At 48.5% G+C, this 17,226-nt stretch carries 14 protein-coding genes; 3 read left to right on the top strand and 11 right to left on the bottom strand.

The window, feature by feature from the left end; all coding sequences use genetic code 11:
* Nucleotides 1–22: 22 nt before the first annotated feature.
* The 11 genes from PK654_RS22880 to PK654_RS22830 form a co-directional block, all read right to left on the bottom strand.
* A complete protein-coding gene (locus PK654_RS22880) occupies nucleotides 23–1,414 on the bottom strand; it encodes an O-antigen ligase family protein (protein ID WP_271699854.1) in 1,392 nt (463 codons plus the stop codon).
* Nucleotides 1,411–2,835, bottom strand: coding sequence for a lipopolysaccharide biosynthesis protein (locus tag PK654_RS22875; protein ID WP_271699852.1), 1,425 nt, complete (start codon nucleotides 2,833–2,835; stop codon nucleotides 1,411–1,413). Before PK654_RS22875 ends, PK654_RS22880 begins: the two co-directional genes overlap by 4 nt.
* Nucleotides 2,835–4,052: a glycosyltransferase family 4 protein gene (locus tag PK654_RS22870; RefSeq protein WP_271699850.1), complete on the bottom strand. Its 1,218-nt coding sequence runs from the start codon at nucleotides 4,050–4,052 to the stop codon at nucleotides 2,835–2,837. The genes PK654_RS22875 and PK654_RS22870 overlap by 1 nt, the downstream gene beginning before the upstream one ends.
* Nucleotides 4,053–4,181: 129 nt before the next feature.
* On the bottom strand, nucleotides 4,182–5,267 hold the full coding sequence (locus PK654_RS22865) for a glycosyltransferase family 4 protein (RefSeq protein WP_271699848.1): 1,086 nt from the start codon (nucleotides 5,265–5,267) through the stop codon (nucleotides 4,182–4,184).
* The gene (locus PK654_RS22860; protein WP_271699847.1) at nucleotides 5,248–6,738 is read right to left on the bottom strand and encodes a sigma-54-dependent transcriptional regulator; all 1,491 of its coding nucleotides are present in this window, start codon (nucleotides 6,736–6,738) and stop codon (nucleotides 5,248–5,250) included. Before PK654_RS22860 ends, PK654_RS22865 begins: the two co-directional genes overlap by 20 nt.
* 199 nt (nucleotides 6,739–6,937) lie before the next feature.
* Nucleotides 6,938–9,193, bottom strand: coding sequence for an ATP-binding protein (locus tag PK654_RS22855; RefSeq protein WP_271699846.1), 2,256 nt, complete (start codon nucleotides 9,191–9,193; stop codon nucleotides 6,938–6,940).
* Nucleotides 9,194–9,205: 12 nt separating this feature from the next.
* Nucleotides 9,206–10,018: a phosphate/phosphite/phosphonate ABC transporter substrate-binding protein gene (locus tag PK654_RS22850; protein WP_271699844.1), complete on the bottom strand. Its 813-nt coding sequence runs from the start codon at nucleotides 10,016–10,018 to the stop codon at nucleotides 9,206–9,208.
* Nucleotides 10,019–10,125: 107 nt separating this feature from the next.
* A complete protein-coding gene (locus PK654_RS22845) occupies nucleotides 10,126–10,812 on the bottom strand; it encodes a chromosome partitioning protein ParA (protein WP_271700748.1) in 687 nt (228 codons plus the stop codon).
* Nucleotides 10,812–12,887, bottom strand: coding sequence for an SLBB domain-containing protein (locus PK654_RS22840; protein WP_443088771.1), 2,076 nt, complete (start codon nucleotides 12,885–12,887; stop codon nucleotides 10,812–10,814). Before PK654_RS22840 ends, PK654_RS22845 begins: the two co-directional genes overlap by 1 nt.
* Nucleotides 12,888–12,923: 36 nt before the next feature.
* Complete coding sequence (locus PK654_RS22835) at nucleotides 12,924–13,730, bottom strand: OmpA family protein (RefSeq protein ID WP_271699841.1); 807 nt, start codon at nucleotides 13,728–13,730, stop codon at nucleotides 12,924–12,926.
* A gap of 28 nt (nucleotides 13,731–13,758) precedes the next feature.
* A complete protein-coding gene (locus tag PK654_RS22830) occupies nucleotides 13,759–14,079 on the bottom strand; it encodes an STAS domain-containing protein (RefSeq protein WP_271699840.1) in 321 nt (106 codons plus the stop codon).
* Nucleotides 14,080–14,377: 298 nt separating this feature from the next.
* Between PK654_RS22830 and PK654_RS22825 the strand changes: the two genes are divergently transcribed.
* The 3 genes from PK654_RS22825 to mnmH all read left to right on the top strand — a co-directional run bounded on the left by PK654_RS22825 (nucleotide 14,378) and on the right by mnmH (nucleotide 17,138).
* On the top strand, nucleotides 14,378–14,824 hold the full coding sequence (locus PK654_RS22825; RefSeq protein ID WP_271699838.1) for a hypothetical protein: 447 nt from the start codon (nucleotides 14,378–14,380) through the stop codon (nucleotides 14,822–14,824).
* Between the two features lie 191 nt (nucleotides 14,825–15,015).
* Complete coding sequence (gene selD, locus PK654_RS22820) at nucleotides 15,016–16,050, top strand: selenide, water dikinase SelD (RefSeq protein ID WP_271699836.1); 1,035 nt, start codon at nucleotides 15,016–15,018, stop codon at nucleotides 16,048–16,050.
* The gene (gene mnmH / locus PK654_RS22815; RefSeq protein WP_271699834.1) at nucleotides 16,050–17,138 is read left to right on the top strand and encodes a tRNA 2-selenouridine(34) synthase MnmH; all 1,089 of its coding nucleotides are present in this window, start codon (nucleotides 16,050–16,052) and stop codon (nucleotides 17,136–17,138) included. The genes selD and mnmH overlap by 1 nt, the downstream gene beginning before the upstream one ends.
* Nucleotides 17,139–17,226 lie beyond the last annotated feature (88 nt).

Below are 17,226 nucleotides of genomic sequence, written 5' to 3'. Positions count from 1 at the left end.
TTACATATGGATAGGTAAGGTGCTAGTTGTGTTTCGCATTTTGACTGGCAATTTGAGCAACAGAAATAGTCAGTGCTGCGAGGATATAGATAGGCCAGTTAAAACCCTGAGTGAGGAAGGTGCCTGAAACCACAGTGCCGACCAGACCGGCGTACACAGCATAGGCAATGGTCGTGATATGGTGGGAGCATTGCGCCATCCTGGCGGTCAGGGCAATGGTGCGGCGTGCAGTGATGATTAGGGAAGCAATAAAGCCGACGAACACCGCCAGCCCCAGAAAGCCGGTTTCTGCCAACACGCCAAACCAGGTACTGTGCACGGCGTGATTAAGGCCGTCCCAGTGAGAGCTGTAGTAGTAGTAATTAAAGTAGAAGTTATTCAGTCCGACACCGCTAAAGGGATTGTCCACCGCCATTCTGAAAGCGGCCTGCCATGCGTAGAGACGACCCATGGCGGAGGCGTCTACCCCGTCTTCGGCAGCGCCACCGGAGGCACGATCTGAGATACCGGCAACGGCATAGAGAACAGCGGCTGCAATGGCGCCCAGAGTCATAATCAGCGCCTTAGAGCGGATATGTTTAAAGGTAAAGATGCCACCAACGGAAAGTACACCCAGTAGTCCGCCGCGGCTCTGTGTGGCGATAACAGCCATAAACAGCACCAGACTGGTAATGGCTGCAATAGTTCGAAACAGTACGGAATGCCCCTTTGTCAGGGTGATACTGAGGGAGAAGGCGAGGGGAAACATCAGTACCAGTGCCAGATCATTGGGGTCACCCAGCATAGAACCGAGATCCCGCCCTATGGTTACCCTTGTGCCCTCAACCATACCAATGCCGTTTGCTGAGTTATACAGGGCAGTACAACCTACAATGAGCCCGGCTGCTGTCATCAGCCTTGAGATCAACGACAGGTGCTGCTCCCGGCTGACCACCCAGGTAATAGCAAGGGTCATAACAATGATCTTCCAGTAGATGTTTTTAAACTGCTCCAACGCAATCGGGCGGTTCGAAGCCAGAACTACCCCCATGATCACCAGCAGCCAGAAGCCAGCCAGCCAGCTAAGGGACGGGTGCCAGTAGGGTTTTAGTTTTGCTGAGATAAATATATGCCAGAGCAGGGCAAACAAGGCTCCGGCAGATAACAGCAGCGGGATCTTTAGCGAGTAAAGCTGAGGTATCACTTCGTGAATGCGGAAGAAAGAGAAGGTCACAAACAGCAGAACCAGCCAGAACATCTGGCTGATAACCACCAGCAGGGCTAGGGGCAGCAGGCAAAGGGCAACAGCGGTGTATGGGGTTGGTGCCAGATACCAGATCAGCGAGATGACCGCACAGACCAGCAGGCAGAGTATTAGATCGCTATACGATCTATTTTGTTGGTTAGCTGAAATACTCGCCTGCTCAATCTTCATAAGCTATCTGCCTTTCTTCTGATCAAGTTCAGGGTTGAACGTCCGGAAACAGCCGGAACAAGCCCTGTCAGATAACTGATGAAAACCATGCTCAGGGGAGCAATAAAGGTCATCAGGTACTGAACCCGGATATCTGAAACGTAATAAGAGAGCAGCAGATAACCACAACAAACAGAGACTAACAGGGCAAGCGCTCTATTTTGATATTGCAAAGGGTATAGCTTGTGGCTGATAACCGTAATGGCAATAAACCTGAGTAGCTGAGCAATAAACAGAGCCGCAAGCACGCCCCAGACAGAGTATGAAATCAGCACTGTTGCCAGTATCAGGGCGACAAGGGTGGCGGCAATGTTAATGCGTAAAAGTAGTCCGGTTCTTTTTCTGAATAAGATGCCGATATTGCTTAGCTCACTTAGCTCTTTGAACAGGGCGATGGCTAAGGTGGCTGCAGTATAACCGGCCGCTGCCTGATAGCTTTGCGGCAACATATGATGGATAAAAACAGGAGCAGCAAAGGCGATACTTGTGCTGAGCAGGGTTATCCAGATCACGCCGTATTGAGTTACTGAAGTAAAGCTGCTGAACTGATTCTGGTTAAGGGTGGAAAATCGTTTTGGCATCCACCACATACCAAACGGCTGCACCAGAATACACATAGCAAGGGCAAATTTGGCGGCAATGGCATAGACCGCCAGTTGTTGATAGTCAGTACCTACTCCCAGAATCAGCTTTTCTGCCCCGTTTAAGCCAAAGGCCAGCAGACCGGATGCGGCGACAGGAATACCGTATTTCACATACTGCCGGATATCGCCGGCTGGTGGCAGTGTCCAGCGAAAGCGGTTAACAATATGCAGCACAACCAGTTGCAAAAAGTGAGCGCTAACTGACGCAAGTAAAATACCACTTACACCGGCTTGCAGCTTTAGCGATAGCAGTACAAAACCGGCCTGACAGAGACAGGTTAAAAGGGAGATAGTAACAAAAGCTCTGGCTCTGTCCTGCATGCGCAGCCATGCCAGACTGATGCCTATCGCACCTTCAAAAGAGAGGGCGAAAGAGATCAGCAGTAGCTCGGACAGCATTATGGTATCGGTATATCGGCTCGCAATCAGGCTAAGGGCAGAAAGAAGTGGCAGGGCGGAGAGAGAGAACATCAGTGACAGGCAGTAAATTTTGTTTGCTGCACTCTGCTGTTTATTCTGTTCCACATCACTGACAAAGCGATACAGCACTTCATGCAGGGCAAAGGAGATAAGTATGGCGAAGAACACAGCGATACTGGTGAGAAGCTCAAGCTTGCCTAACTCTTCTTGCGTCAGTGCATTGGCCAGTACCGGAAGCATGATCAAGGAAAGTCCTTTCATCATAAACAGTCCGATACCGTATGCGCATAGCTGTTTTATTGCGTTAACGGAAGCCATTAGCCAGCCCTCTCTGCTTGTTGTACAACTACTGAAGGAAGGGTTCCTGACTCAGTCAGAGTATGGATAATCTGTCGGTAGCATTTCTCTGCCCGGTACTGGCGTGCGGCCTTCATGGCTGACAGGCCGATTCGTACGATTCGCTCCGGCTTAATGATGATCTGCAATAGTTCACTGGCCAGTGAAGAAGCGCTGCCGGGAGTGTACTTAATACAGTTGAGGTTATGGGTCAGCGTCTGATCCCAGTACGCGCCGTCTCTGGGAATAAAAACGCACATTCCGGCCGCCATGCCTTCCAGTACGGAGAGACCAAAAGGCTCCTTTGTGCTGGTGGATATATAGATAGAGCAGCGGGAGCGAATTTCATCCAGATTATCCGGCTGCTGATACCAGTAAAAGTTATCCAGATCTAACGGCGCTTCAGACACTTCCAAGCGGGTATTTTTAGGCCGGATATAGCAGACATGCACATTGACAGGTATCTGCTGATTTAAAATAGAGCCTGCCTCTACAAGGGTTTCCAGCCCTTTCCACTTCAGCAAAGATGCCGCCCAGAAAATAGTTGGTTCCCCGTAAATGCAGGGAGTCGGCCATCTCTGCTCACCGATACCGTTCTGAAAAGTAAAGAAATGGGGGGAACCGATATTGAATCGCGCCAGTTCAGTGGCGGCCGATACAGAGACGCGAGATCGATAATAGCGTTCCAGTGCCCTCAGCATAGAGTCGCGGCAATTGGCCAGATAGAACACCTTATCAGCTCTGCTGAGGCAGTAACCTATGGAGCGTGAAGCACCGACAGGCCCGTGAATAAACTGTATCAGACGGTAGCGGAAAACCAGCCTGACCAGATAAAGTGCCATATCCACACCGGGGCCGGAGGCGCCTATCACAGTATCAATGCCGGGCTGTTTTACCATCTGCCAGAGAATCATAAGGGTATAACAGAGCTGTTTCAGCCAGTATCGCCAACCGTTACTGGCTGACTGCAATGCACCTAACAGCTGACAGCTGGCGAACTGGATCTGATGTCTTTTTATCAGCCGTGGCTCGTTCCAGTCATTTTTATCTGCACAGAGAATGGTGAGTTTGATTTGCTTGTCCGGGCAGAGATTGAGTATCTCTCTGGTGGCTACCTTAGAGCCACCTGAGAAAGGAATGGGATCAAATATCAGCCAGTGATGAGACGCAGAATCGTGAATCGGAGTGGTTGTTTTCATGAGGCATCCTTGCAGTTTTTTTATTTAGACTGCAATTGAGATGCCAGTGAACTAATGTTATTTATCTTAATAAAAACATATTGATATATTGATTTATTTGTTATTAACGCAGTTTTCTGATTTTGAGAATCATAACGGGAAGCACTCTTCACCCAGAGTGCGATTGTAGTGGGTAAGGATTTCAGGCAGTACGGCATCAGCGGAAAACTTCTGCTGAATAGTGGTGCGGGCGGCCTGATTTATACGCTGTTGAGACTCTTTTGGCATCTCAAGCCATCTATTTAGTGCTGCCAGCATTTGCTCTTTATTGCGACAAATCCAGCCATTCTCTCCGTCCCTAATCAGGGAGCTTAAGGCACCGACATCGGAGGCAATAACAGGAATTCCCCGTGCCATAGCTTCCAGTGCTGCCATTGGCAGGCCTTCAAAACGGGATGGAATAACCAGCATATCGATCTCAGGCCAGACAGAGTCCATATCATCTATATGTCCTGCTAACTGCACATTATCAGGCGCTTCTGCTTTGATTTCTTGCTCCATCGGGCCGCTACCATACAGGGCAAAGGCCGTCTGAGGAAATTGCGTTGCCAGCCGGATAAAGCGGTCGGGGGCTTTTTCATGGCTGAGCCTGCCGACAAAGGCGATATTGGTGGGTTTCCGCTTTGATTGTTGTCCGGGCGGCTTAGGGACAGAGACAAAGTTGTCGATGACATAGGATCTTGCAGGCAGTCGGTCAGCAATTTTCTGGCTGACACACAGGCTGACGGAAGATAAAGGGGCGGTATAACGATCAACAAAGTCATATAAGGCAACCCGGCCTTTAGGTGTTTCACCGGCATGGTAGGTGGTAATCTGAGCAAGGCCGGGAGTAGAGACTTTAACCAGTTTACTGATCAGGCTGGCCTTATAGCCATGGGCATGAATCAGCCGCGGCTGATGGATTCTGATGGCTGATTTCAATTGAGAGAAAGGGTTGCTATGTGTTGCGGCCAACTGGTGCAAAAAGCTGTATGGGATACCGAGAGCGTTTAGCCTTTCTACTATAGCTTGTCTTTGCGTATATTGTTTAACCAGTACTACCCGGGCGGGAATATTATGGTTAAGCAAAGCGGAACAGAGTTGCAATATATGCGACTCAATTCCGCCAAACAGCAGGCTGTCTGTTAACAGCCATACCTCTTTACTGGCGGATGGTTCAGGTGGTCTGCTGCTCATCTTCCTGCTCCCAGTTCTGCTTTTTCCTGTAAACCGTTGAAGGGCTTAGCTCAAGTAATACTGCAGCGTTAAGAACATTACCATCACAGAAGTCGATGGCGTTCTGGATCGCCTCTTTCTCTATTTGCCACATAGGTCTGACAGGCTGTGTGCCGCTTTCTGTATTCGCAACGGAAATAGTGTTTAGCTCCACTTCTTCTGTTATTACCGGCTCTGTCATTGGGTGTGTTTGTGGTTGCGCGTCATTTTGACTAATTTGATTCTGCACCAGATTCAGGGACTGGTTTTTTGCCGCTGCTCTTTTAGCAGTAAACTGGCGCGGCAGGTGCTCAACACAAACCTGTTTATCATTGTTAAGTACAACAATATTGCGGATAACATTCTGCAACTCCCTGACATTTCCCGGCCACTTGTATTGCCTGAAGATCTTTTTCACTTCCGCACTGATGCCGGTAAACTCTTTTTTATCTTGTTTAGCGTAGATTTTAAGGAAATGCATAGCCAGATCGATAATATCCGATCCCCGTTCATTTAGCGGCGGCATTTCGATAGGTACTACATGAACCCGGTAGTAGAGATCTTCCCTGAAGCGCCCTTCTTCCACCTCTGTCAGAGGATCGCGGTTGGTGGCGCAGATAATGCGCACATCAACCTTTTTCTCCCGGCTGTCTCCCAGCGGGGTAAAGGTGCCAGTTTGCAGAAAACGCAGTAGTTTCTTCTGCATTTCCAGCTCCATTTCGCATAGCTCATCAAGGAACAGGGTGCCGCCGTGAGCCTGCATAGCCGCACCTTTTCTGTCGGTGGTGGCGCCGGTAAACGCCCCTTTTACATGGCCAAAGATCTCACTCTCCATCAGATCGCGGGGAATGGCTCCGCAGTTAATAGCGACGAAGGGTTTGTTCTTTCTCTCACTCTGCTGGTGGACGGCTTCGGCACACACCTCTTTACCGGTACCGCTTTCACCGTTAATAAACACGCTGGCGTTAGTAGGGGCAACAGCATCGATGGTTTTATACACGGCCTGCATCTGCAAACTTGAACCGATAAAGCCGTGAAATCCACTCCGGTCGTGCTTGGTTTTCAGATCTTCAACCAGATTTTCCAGCCGTGCTTTTTTCAGGTGAATGCCGATAGAGGTTTTTAGCCTGTCAGCCTGAATCGGTTTTTCCAGAAAATCCGAAGCGCCGCTCTGGATCAGATTAACGGCAATATCCACCGTACCGTGCGCCGTGGCGATAATCACTGAGGTAGGAATATCGTTTTCTGTAATCCAGTCCAGTATCTCCTGACCAGAGATATCAGGAAGCTGAAGATCCAGAATGATCAACTGAGGGGTGTAACGTTCAATAAAAGCCTTGGCCTCGCGACCGGTTTCCACATGGAAAAAGTCATATGGCTCATTTTTTACATACTCTTTGTAAAGTATGGCCAGTGATGTGGAGTCCTCTACCAACAGAACTTTTGACTGCATAGCTTTGATTCCTTTCTTATTGTTTTACTTATTAGCATACGTGATAAAGCAACTTATTTCATAATTGGTGGTTGTTATTCTTATCATCTGGCAAATATCGATAAACAAACCTTCCGCGCCAGGGATGGCGCGGCGGAGTCCCATGGATGGGTTTACACGTGTTTGTGTTCGATATTTGCCAAAGTGATTCATTTTTTAATTAACTAAACCCTTGCTGTTTTCTCTGATCCAGTTGCTGCAAAGAACCTTCCGCCAGCTCAATCAACTGGCCGACAGAGTTAAAGGCGGTGCTTTCGTCACCTTGTATACAGGCAAGCTCCAGCTGTTTAGCCAGTGCAGAGAGTGCAGTGTTACCCAAAGCTTTTGATGAACTGCTTAGGGTGTGTAGTTCAAATTTTAGTTTCTCTGCATCCTTCTCCCGATCGGCTTCGGTGATCACCCTACAGTGCTTATTCGCTTCTTCGATATAGTGATCAATCAGAGCCGGAACTACCTCTGCACTGGTATCCCTGACCAGTTGTGCCAGTGTTACTTCATCAACCACCAGATTGTCGTTTTCCGTAACCGGCTCTCTGTCGGATAAACCTTGCTGCGCCATATGTTTTTCCTCAGGTTTTTGTTCTTGTGTTAATACACTGTAGCGATTCAGAGTCTCAATAAGCTGAGAAAGCTGAACCGGCTTAGTCAGGTAATCTGTCATTCCGGCATTGAGAAACTTCTCTTTATCACCAGTCAGTGCGTGCGCGGTAAAGGCAATTACCGGCAGGCGGGCTTTCTGTTTGTCTGCCATTTTGCGGATAAGGCCACAGGCTTGCATACCGTCCATTTTCGGCATAGAGATATCCATAAAGACGATGTCATAACGGTTCTGTTCTACCTTCTCCACCGCCTGCTGACCGTTTTCTGCAATATCAGCGGTCAGGCCTATCCCTTTAAGCAGGCTCAGGATTACCAACTGATTAGCTTTATTATCTTCGGCAATCAGGATATTGATATTGCGGCATCTCTCATTCAGTGAAGCCGGAACAAAACTGCTCTTGTCGATTTCCGCCTGACTGGCAACGGTCATAGGTACAGAGAAGGTAAAGCAACTGCCGATACCTTCGGTGCTGGTGACTTCAATATCCCCTTCCATCAAATCCACCAGACGTTTACAGATAGCCAGCCCCAGCCCTGAGCCTTCATGGGGGCGGGAGAAGGATTGATCAGTCATGGTAAATTCTTCAAACAGGAAGGGAATAGACTCAGATTGAATACCGATGCCGGTATCGGATACACGACAAATAACAGTGCTGTCAGGCTGACCAGTAAAGTCAAAGGTCACTTTAACACTGCCCTGATCGGTGAACTTTATGGCATTGCCGATAAGATTGAGCAGGATCTGCCGGTAGCGGGTCTGATCTCCCACAAGGTAATCCGGTAGTTTGTCTGAGTCTACTAACAGCTCTATGCCTTTGTTACCGGCGGCAGGTTGAAAACTGTCGGTAATGGTGCGAACGGTGGCTTTGAGGTCAAAGGCTTTGCGTTCGATAGCAATGTTGTGCGCCTCCATTCGGGAGAAGTCGAGAATATCATTGATAACGGAAAGCAGCAGTTTCCCAGAGTCCGATGCTGTGGCAACCAACTTTTGCTGTTCGCTGTTTAACGGGGTATTGTTCAGGGCATCAAGCAGGCCAAGTACGCCGTTCATCGGGGTGCGGATTTCATGAGACATGGAAGCAAGAAAACGGCTTTTGGTTTCATTTGCGTGTTCTGCTTCTTCCCTTGCCTGATGAAGATCCTGATAACTGTCGTGCAGGCTTTTCGACATGCTGTTAAAGGCTTCTGCCACTTCGCCCAGTTCGTCTTTCTGATTAAGCTTTATCTGATAGCCCGGCCCCTGTTTCCTCACGATTTGCGCTGCTCTTTTCAGCTTCACCAGATTTTTAGTCAGATAGGTACCAAGAATAAAAGAGAATAGGGCAACCAGCAGCACTTCCAGCGAGGCAATACCGATAATGGATTTTTTTGCCTGAGTCAGCATTACGCTGATGGCAGAAGTGGCAAAGCCTATATCAATATGCCCGTAGGAGACATCATCGCTGATAATGTCGACTTCGGTATCGAAAATCCCGTCTTTGATGGAGTGCAGGTCTTTATCTATATCCTGATGATCATCCAGATGTTCCGATTTACCGCTGGCCGCCAGTACTCTGTCATTGCTTACAATACGCACATACACCACATCTTCCAGCGTCATTATTTCATTGACCAGATCATCAAGGGTAGCCAGATCCGTTGCCAGCACAGCATCTTTTACTGCATGGGCAAACATGGTGGTGGTGGCCTGAGCCCTTTGCAGCAGCTGCTTCTCGTTAGAATCACCGAGAAAGGAGAGGGCACTGAATACCAGAATCACCAACAGAACAATCTCTATTAGCGCAATGCCTAGTATGGTTTTAGCACGAAAATTCATCTTGTCTCCCAATCACTCAGCAGAGAGCAGGTCGATATTGAGGGCGCGGACATCGTCCCAGTCACTGTTTTGGGCTGCTGTAAACCCTTTCAGCTTTAGAGGTGTCAGCAGGCTTTTGCCCTGCTCTGTGCGATGCAGGTTCTCAAAGAATCTCTGTACTTTAAGATACAGTTCTTCAGAGATCTCGGGATGAGCTGCAATGGCGTGGGGTGTGTAACCCTTGGTGCTCCAGATAGGGATCAGTTGCTCCTTTACTGCCGGGTCCATGGCATTAAAGGTGCGCATTACCCCTCCTCCTGCTGGGAAAAAGCCTTTAGCAACAGAGAGGTAGACAGAGTCATGAGAGGAAACATAGCTGGGGCTGAAGTCTATGTCGTTTTCGCTCAGGTGGGCTCTGGTAAGAATACTGGCGGCAAAGGCTGCCGGTGACGGAAAAGCAAGCTGGCTGCCGTTAAGCTGCTCCAGTGAGTTAATACCACTCTCCTTGCTGACAACAATAATGCCCTTGATCTGCTTATCCTTTGCTTTTGCAATCGCCTGATAGCCGGGCTGCCGGTTAAATTCGACAAAATGGTAAGGGTTCATATAGGCGAAATCATATCTGCCCTGCTTAAGCCGCGACTCAAAGGTGGGAATATCTTTTGCGGTGGCAAACAGAAAGGTGTGCCCTGTCTGTTGGCTAAGCGCCGTCAGAATGGGTGACCACTGTTTGGCCAGCTTGCTGGCCGACTGCTGGGGAACCACGCTGAAGGTAAACTGTTCTGCCTGCAGCGGTAAGGTTACACAAACATAAAGTGCGAAAAATAGAAATAGCCTCTGACCCATGGCTTAGCAATCCTTATTGTTTTTTTTCAATGACTTGTAATCAGGAGTCCTTATTAATATTAGATGACTTCCTGTCTTACTCAAGGTGGACGAAAAATAAATCCGCGTTATATAGGAATAGAAAGGAACCTGTTTTGTCTCACCCGGTTTTTTAGCTTGTTGCGCCAGCTTTGCGGCAAAAATATCAACCTTTCGATTTCCCGGCACAGTTCACTGGTAAGGGTTGGCTGAAGACAAGAGTTCAGAACCGTTCCCAGCAGAGTGGCTCCGCTGTCTGTCAGCATATCGGCTGCTTGTTTCACCTCATGACGTCCGGTAACACTGCTGAGTACAGATAAAACCGTATGGTCACAGGCGCTGGCGACCACTTGCGCCGGAATATTACCCCGGTTGATATTCAGAAGCGGGGAGGTGTCAATCACAACACGTTGATAATCCCCCTGCCATTCAGCCACCTTTGCTTTCAGGTTGGATGGGTCTTTATAGCTCAGCAGGTTGTCAGATAACTGCGGAGCCGGAAGTCCATTAAAGCAGCGCATAGATGGCGTATGTTCAATCCAGTTTTCCATACTGTTGCCACCCAGTACCAGCGGGCTAAAGCTTGGGTTATGCAGGTTAAGGTCAACATACAGGGTACGGTATCCTGCCAGCAGATAGCGTTCTGCCAACGCCATGGCCAGTGAGGTAGTGCCCTGACCGGACTGACAGGCAGTGACACATAAGGTTCGGCTGCCAGCCAGTTCAGCGGCGATATAGATCTGTTCAATCTCTGAGTGGGTTGCAGGAATCATAATTAAAGGGCTCCTATCAAAACTATGGTCGTTGCCAGTTGAACAATATCTTTCAGGCCAAGACGGATTTTTTCCGCGATACTGTCGCGACGATCCGGAATAAAGATGGTGTCACCGGTGCGGATCACAGGCAGATTGTAGACATTAGCCGATTTACTAAAGGCGATAAGGTCAAAAGAGCGCGCCTGATTCTGGCAGCAGGACATATTGACCACGCTAATCTTTTCAAGGTATGCCGAGTCTGTAGGGCCACCCGCCTCTGCCAGCAAGTCCAGAATGGTCATGGTATCGTTAAATACGTAGCGTCCCGGTTTGTTCACTGCACCAAAAATTCGCACCGTGCTCTCCTTTGAGCGATCCAGCCAGTTTTTGTTTTTCTCAGGAATATAGATGGTGTCTCCGGTCGTCACTTGCGGCAGCAGGGACTCGTCACCGGTTTCAAAATAGAGTGACAGATTCAGACGGCTCACTTTGGCATAGCCTTTGTCTCTGTGAGTCACGCGGATATTGTGAATATCGGCATTCATTGTAGGACCGTCCGCCGCTGAAAGAATATCCAGAAAGTGCATCTCATTGGTAAAGCGGTAACGCCCCGGGGCATTGACTTGACCAAATACATAGATGGAGCTGTCAGAACTCTGTCTCACCCATTGTGATTTGTTGTCAGAAGGGTCCTGTGGCAGATCATGCACGCGGACAATGGCACCGGCAGCGATAACCGGCAGCTCACTTTGCCTCGCTCCGCGCTTAATAAACTCATCAAGATTAAACACCTTCATGGTTTTTGAGCCGGAAATATTGTGAGTGGAAACCACCTCAATACGGGTGGTATCAGCGCGGCGGGTCGGGCCGCCGACATGAGCAAGCAGATCCATCAGATCCATTTCGTCTGACCACTCAACCCTGCCCGGACGAACCACTTCACCGATCACTTTTACCGCTCTGTCCGGAGAAATCTTCAGCCATGACTTCTCATTCATATCAGTTTTTTCCGGTACAAAAATGGCGTCACCGGCTGATATCTGCGGCACACTTGTCTGCCCAAGCCCTTCTGTATAGGCGGTCAGGTCAAATTTAATCACTCTGCCATTGCCTTTAATTACCCGGATTTGGCGTGACTCTGCAAATCGGGTAGGGCCACCGGCATTGGCCAGAATATCCATAAAGCTGGCACCGGCTTTACCTTCGTAGGCACCGGGAGAGGCGACTTCACCCATAATATAAACCACGTTCGAGCCGGATTTGATCTCCTCTTCCTGCTTAGGCACAAAGATGGTGGCACCCGGTTTCAGCCTCGGCAGCAGCGACTCATCACCACTATCCAGATACTGTTTTAGGTTGAAAAGACGTGGCGTGTTATCACTGATCACCCGGATCTGTTCTACTCCGGCGTAGCGGGTAACTCCGCCGGAGCGCATCAGAATGTCCACCAGCGAGCTCTCAGGTTTGTAGGTAAATGATCCCGGTGCGTTTACTTCTCCAAATACTTTAATAGCGGTTTTGCTGTCTGAGCTGTCACCGGCATTGGCTTGTGCGCTTGGGTTAAAATCCTGTTCGATATTACCCACCAGTGGCGAAGCCGGAACAAACAGACTGTCCAGTGACTGAAGGGTCGGCAGGTGCTGTTTATCACCGGTATCCAGAAATTGCTTATAGTTAAAGATACGGGTTGTGCCGTTGCGGTTCAGGGTAAGTTTGTCCAGCTGAGCACCGGCACGGATACCGCCCGCTGCCGTCAATGCAGACTGGACACTGCTATGGCTGGGAAGAATGTATTCCCCCGGCGATTTTACATAACCCTCAATGGAGATGATTAACTGCTTCTGGGCGATATAGACACTCAGGTTAGAGAGATCCCGGTAGGCGAAGCGCAGCCGCTCGGTGATCATTTTAGACAGTTGCTGTTCATCATATCCGGCCACCAGAACAGGGCCAATTTCAGGCAGGTCAATAATGCCCTGTTTATTAACCTGAAACTGACGGTTCAGGCTCTCTTCACCCGGCAGGTTAACCTGAATTTTGTCACCGATATTCACCGTTTCGCGGCTCTGCGCCATCAAGCTGACCGGCAGTAACATCAATAGAATAAGTAGTAGTCTTTTCATGATTTATCCTTACTGTGCTTTGCCGTCGATCACTTCAATACTAACTCTGCGGTTAGTCAGCCTTACTGCATCACTGCTGCCTTCAAAAAGAGGCAGTTGTGAGCCAAGAGACTGGGTTGAAATGCGTTTAGGGTTCAGGCCAAAAATAGTCAGATAACGCTTTACTTGATTGGCTCTTTCCAGCGCCAGTTTGTCGTTGTGCTCAGGCGTTCCGGTTGCATCGGCATGGCCGGTGACTGACAGGGTCAGAGTGGGAGACTGCTTAAGCATGTTTGCCGCTGAAGCCAGATGTCCCATATATTTAGGGTTAATTTCACTGGAGTTATGGGCAAACTGGTTATCTACATTAAGCAGGTCGTATATCTCTTTTACCTGCTCAAGTTTATTATGCTCTGCGGCTGATGGCATGCTGGTAACACGACAGCTTACACTTGCCGTCACATAGTTAAGGCGGTTTTCCAGCTCCGTCAGTTGCTTGCGTAAGATAATAAGGTCATTGGCAGCATCCAGCATCAGGCCGCCTTCAAGCTCTCTTGCAATGCGGTTTTGTCGCTCCCGGCTCTGAATAACTGAGGCGGGAAAGCAGCGATCAGCGCCTTCCTTCACCAGCATTTCCAGATGAAGCTTACTCAGCTGCCAGTCAAATCTTAACCCGTGTTCCGGACCGAGCGGCTCATCGGGCATAACAGGAGAAAAATCTGCATTGAGATAGTTCTCTGCCAGCCCGCCATTGCCCGGCTTTGGCGTGCTGCCACATCCGGACAGCAGAGCCGTACTGATGATTAGAGTGAATAAGCCTTTATAATGTGATTTCATAACCTGCCTCCCTGACGTAACACCTTAATCAGTGTTTACCTGAATTGGTGGGAATGGCCTGATCGATCCTCAATAGGCTGATAATTTCCAGCGGCTGACCGTGGGCATTTTCAATACGCATGGCGCGTTTTCTTTCTGCCAGACGTTTATAGAAATAAACAATGGCACCTACGCCGCATGAATCGAGAAAAGAGACATGTTTAAAATCTATCTCTATCTCTTCATGACCGTCATTAGAGAGAACCTGATCAATATGGGGCAGCGCCTCTTTACTACCGTTTGCATCAAACTCGCCAGAGATAAGCAGAGTTAGGGTCTGTTCGTTAGCTTCGATTTTTCTCAGTTCCATGGCTAAATCTCCTTTATTGCGTCCAACCTGATATGAACTTGTAGTAACAAGAGCACATTGCATGCCAATTAATAAGTGTTTATAAAACAATGCGATAGATTTTGTTTTCTCAGATTCCTGAAATAAGAAAAGCGGATTTCTGATTATGAGAATAGATTTAGGAATCACAAAAAAGTGCAATAGAAGAAGATGAATGTGTCATTAAAAAGCTGCGAAACGGATTGAGTATGAATCTTGTTTTACTATAGTTAAGGTGGTTAGGTTGTTAATAATAAAAATATAGATAGAGGTCCTGATTATGGCTATCGGACAACAAAACAAGATGTCATTTGCTCAACAGCGATTGCAGGTTCTGGCTTTAGGTATCAACAGCGATGCGCTGCCCAATTCATACGTTTATGCATGGTCTTATGGAGTCTACCCCGTTAAGCATGACCGAGATTCACTCAAACTTCCCCATGAAGATTTTCCGGCGGATTTCCGTGTCGACAGAGAATCTGTCAGCAAGGTCATTGAGTATCTGGAGTATGCCTGGATAACAAAACAGCAACCCACTTTTGATGAGCTTGAAAGCCGGTTCGAAGGGGTTATTGACCGGATATCTCTGGTACATATCTGCCGTTATGCTTATCTGGACGGTTTGTTTAACGACGAGCTCTGGCTGGGTATTGATGAGAATTATGCTAACCATAAGCTCACCAGCAAAATTGCCGACAATTTCTCTACCGAAGAGATATTTTTCTGAATTCTGGTTGCCTGAAAGTAGTAATAGGAGAGAGGGTACAAGCCCCTTTCTCCTGTCTATCTCCTTGTTTCTTAAGTATGCCTATTTGATATGCATCAACAGAAACTAACTCGAAATCCCAACTTAGGTGACTGTTTGAGGTTGCAGGAGTAGTATTTCTGCAAATCAGAAAATAGTTACCGGAGTGTGTAATGGAAAAAGTTCGTCTAACCCAATACAGCCATGGAGCAGGATGTGGTTGTAAGATTTCACCGAAAGTGCTCGATACCATTCTTAAAACTCAGATCACTCCTTTTGCCGATCCAAACCTGCTGGTTGGTAATGAGAGTAAAGATGACGCCGCGGTTTATGATCTAGGCAACGGTACCGCGGTTGTCAGTACCACCGACTTTTTTATGCCAATCGTGGATGACCCGTACGATTTTGGCCGTATCGCAGCAACCAATGCTATCAGTGATATTTATGCCATGGGTGGCAAGCCGATTATGGCTATCGCAATCTTAGGCTGGCCGATTAATGTGCTGGCTCCGGAGATTGCCCAGCAGGTAATAGAGGGCGGGCGTTCCGTGTGCCGCGAAATCGAGATCTCTCTGGCTGGAGGACACTCCATTGATGCCCCTGAGCCTATTTTTGGTTTGGCAGTAACGGGTATTGTTGATACAGAACGGGTAAAACGAAACAACTGCGCGGAAGAAGGCTGTCGTCTTTATCTGACCAAGCCGTTAGGCATTGGTGTACTGACCACGGCAGAGAAAAAATCCAAACTGGCTGAAGAGCATAAAGGGCTGGCGCGGGACTGGATGTGCAAACTCAACACGCCGGGAGCAGAGTTCGCCAACCTTACTTGCGTTAAGGCGATGACGGATGTGACCGGCTTTGGCTTGATGGGGCATCTGACTGAGATATGCGAAGGCAGTAAGCTTAAGGCTGAAATTACCCTGGAAAAAGTACCGACTCTGCCGGGGGTCTATGACTATATTGAGCAGGGTTGTGTTCCGGGCGGTACCGGACGTAACTATGCCAGCTATGGTCATAAACTGGGTGAGCTGACAGAAATACAAAAAGCCGTGTTGTGTGATCCCCAGACATCGGGTGGTCTGTTGCTGGCGGTGACTCCGGAAGGAGAAGAGGAAGTGAAAGACGCAGCCGCTAAGTTTGGCATTGAACTGCAAGCCATTGGTGAGCTGGTAGCTCAGGATGGCGATGTTCTGATTGAGGTCAGTTAATGTTACGGCCAAACAGTGATGATTTTCGTTACATACTGGTCAACGATATACCCCTGATGGATACACGGGCCCCTGTTGAGTTTCAGCAGGGAGCTTTTCCCTGTTCAGAAAACCTGCCACTGATGAACGATGAAGAGCGGAAAGCGGTCGGTACCTGTTATAAGCAGCAGGGACAACAAGCCGCTATTGCGTTAGGCCATCAACTGGTTAATGGCGAACTTAAACAGCAACGTGTTGAAGGTTGGAAGCAGTTCTGCCATGACAACCCACAGGGCTTTTTATACTGCTTTCGTGGCGGGCTTCGTTCGCAGATCACTCAGCAGTGGCTGAAAGAAGCGGGAGTAGACTATCCGTTTCTGACCGGAGGATATAAAGCGGTTCGTCGCTTTATACTGGAAACGCTGGAGCAGGCTGCAACCATGCCGATGACCATTGTCGGTGGCTTTACCGGTAGTGGCAAAACTCTGCTTCTGAATGAGGTAAGCGACGGCATCGATCTTGAAGGAGCAGCCCGTCACCGTGGATCCTCATTCGGTCGTTTTGTTACCGAGCAGAGAAGTCAGATCGACTTTGAAAACCAACTGGCTGTCCAAATCCTGAAGAAACAGCATCAGGGAGCTGAAAAGTTAATTCTGGAAGATGAAGGTAAATTTATCGGCGGGGTAAGGCTGCCGTTTGAACTTCATGCTGCCATGAAGCAGTCCAGAATGGCAGTGATAGAAGATCCGTTTGAAGTTCGTTACCAGCGGCTGTTAAATGAGTATGTGGTAAAAATGCAGCAGGATTTTGCCCATACTTATGGTGAAGAGCAGGGATGGGTTGAATTTGAGCAGTACCTTGAACAGGGCATGCTTAAGATCAGCCGCAGATTAGGTTCCGAAAGGCACTCGGCTCTGTTGCAGTCACAAAAGTCGGCCATCAGGCAGATGCAGAGCAGCGGCTCACTGGACGAGCATCAGGCCTGGCTGGCTCCGTTACTGGAGCAGTATTATGATCCAATGTACGCCTTTCAGCTTGGCAAGAATAGCGACAGAATTGTGTATAAAGGCGATTATCAGCAGGTAAGAGAGTGGCTTGAAAGTGCCTGAGCACTTTAGTCGTTTTCGCTGAAACAGCAACTTGAGGCTAATTGGGCATACTCGTTAACTATCGCTCTTACAAACGGCAGCATAAGCT

Origin of the sequence: Vibrio sp. SCSIO 43137 (assembly GCF_028201475.1) — a bacterium.
Lineage (GTDB): Bacteria > Pseudomonadota > Gammaproteobacteria > Enterobacterales > Vibrionaceae > Vibrio.
Note: the sequence above shows the minus strand (reverse complement) of the source record. Positions and strands in the feature narration are given on the sequence as shown.

Bases quoted from the DNA above. Each gene is read 5' to 3' on its own strand.
- PK654_RS22880 (WP_271699854.1), bottom strand. From the start codon at position 1,414: ATGAAGATTGAGCAGGCGAGTATTTCAGCTAACCAACAAAATAGATCG.
- PK654_RS22875 (WP_271699852.1), bottom strand. From the start codon at position 2,835: ATGGCTTCCGTTAACGCAATAAAACAGCTATGCGCATACGGTATCGGA.
- PK654_RS22870 (WP_271699850.1), bottom strand. From the start codon at position 4,052: ATGAAAACAACCACTCCGATTCACGATTCTGCGTCTCATCACTGGCTG.
- PK654_RS22865 (WP_271699848.1), bottom strand. From the start codon at position 5,267: ATGAGCAGCAGACCACCTGAACCATCCGCCAGTAAAGAGGTATGGCTG.
- PK654_RS22860 (WP_271699847.1), bottom strand. From the start codon at position 6,738: ATGCAGTCAAAAGTTCTGTTGGTAGAGGACTCCACATCACTGGCCATA.
- PK654_RS22855 (WP_271699846.1), bottom strand. From the start codon at position 9,193: ATGAATTTTCGTGCTAAAACCATACTAGGCATTGCGCTAATAGAGATT.
- PK654_RS22850 (WP_271699844.1), bottom strand. From the start codon at position 10,018: ATGGGTCAGAGGCTATTTCTATTTTTCGCACTTTATGTTTGTGTAACC.
- PK654_RS22840 (WP_443088771.1), bottom strand. From the start codon at position 12,887: ATGTTACTGCCGGTCAGCTTGATGGCGCAGAGCCGCGAAACGGTGAAT.
- PK654_RS22835 (WP_271699841.1), bottom strand. From the start codon at position 13,730: ATGAAATCACATTATAAAGGCTTATTCACTCTAATCATCAGTACGGCT.
- PK654_RS22830 (WP_271699840.1), bottom strand. From the start codon at position 14,079: ATGGAACTGAGAAAAATCGAAGCTAACGAACAGACCCTAACTCTGCTT.
- PK654_RS22825 (WP_271699838.1), top strand. From the start codon at position 14,378: ATGGCTATCGGACAACAAAACAAGATGTCATTTGCTCAACAGCGATTG.
- selD (WP_271699836.1), top strand. From the start codon at position 15,016: ATGGAAAAAGTTCGTCTAACCCAATACAGCCATGGAGCAGGATGTGGT.
- mnmH (WP_271699834.1), top strand. From the start codon at position 16,050: ATGTTACGGCCAAACAGTGATGATTTTCGTTACATACTGGTCAACGAT.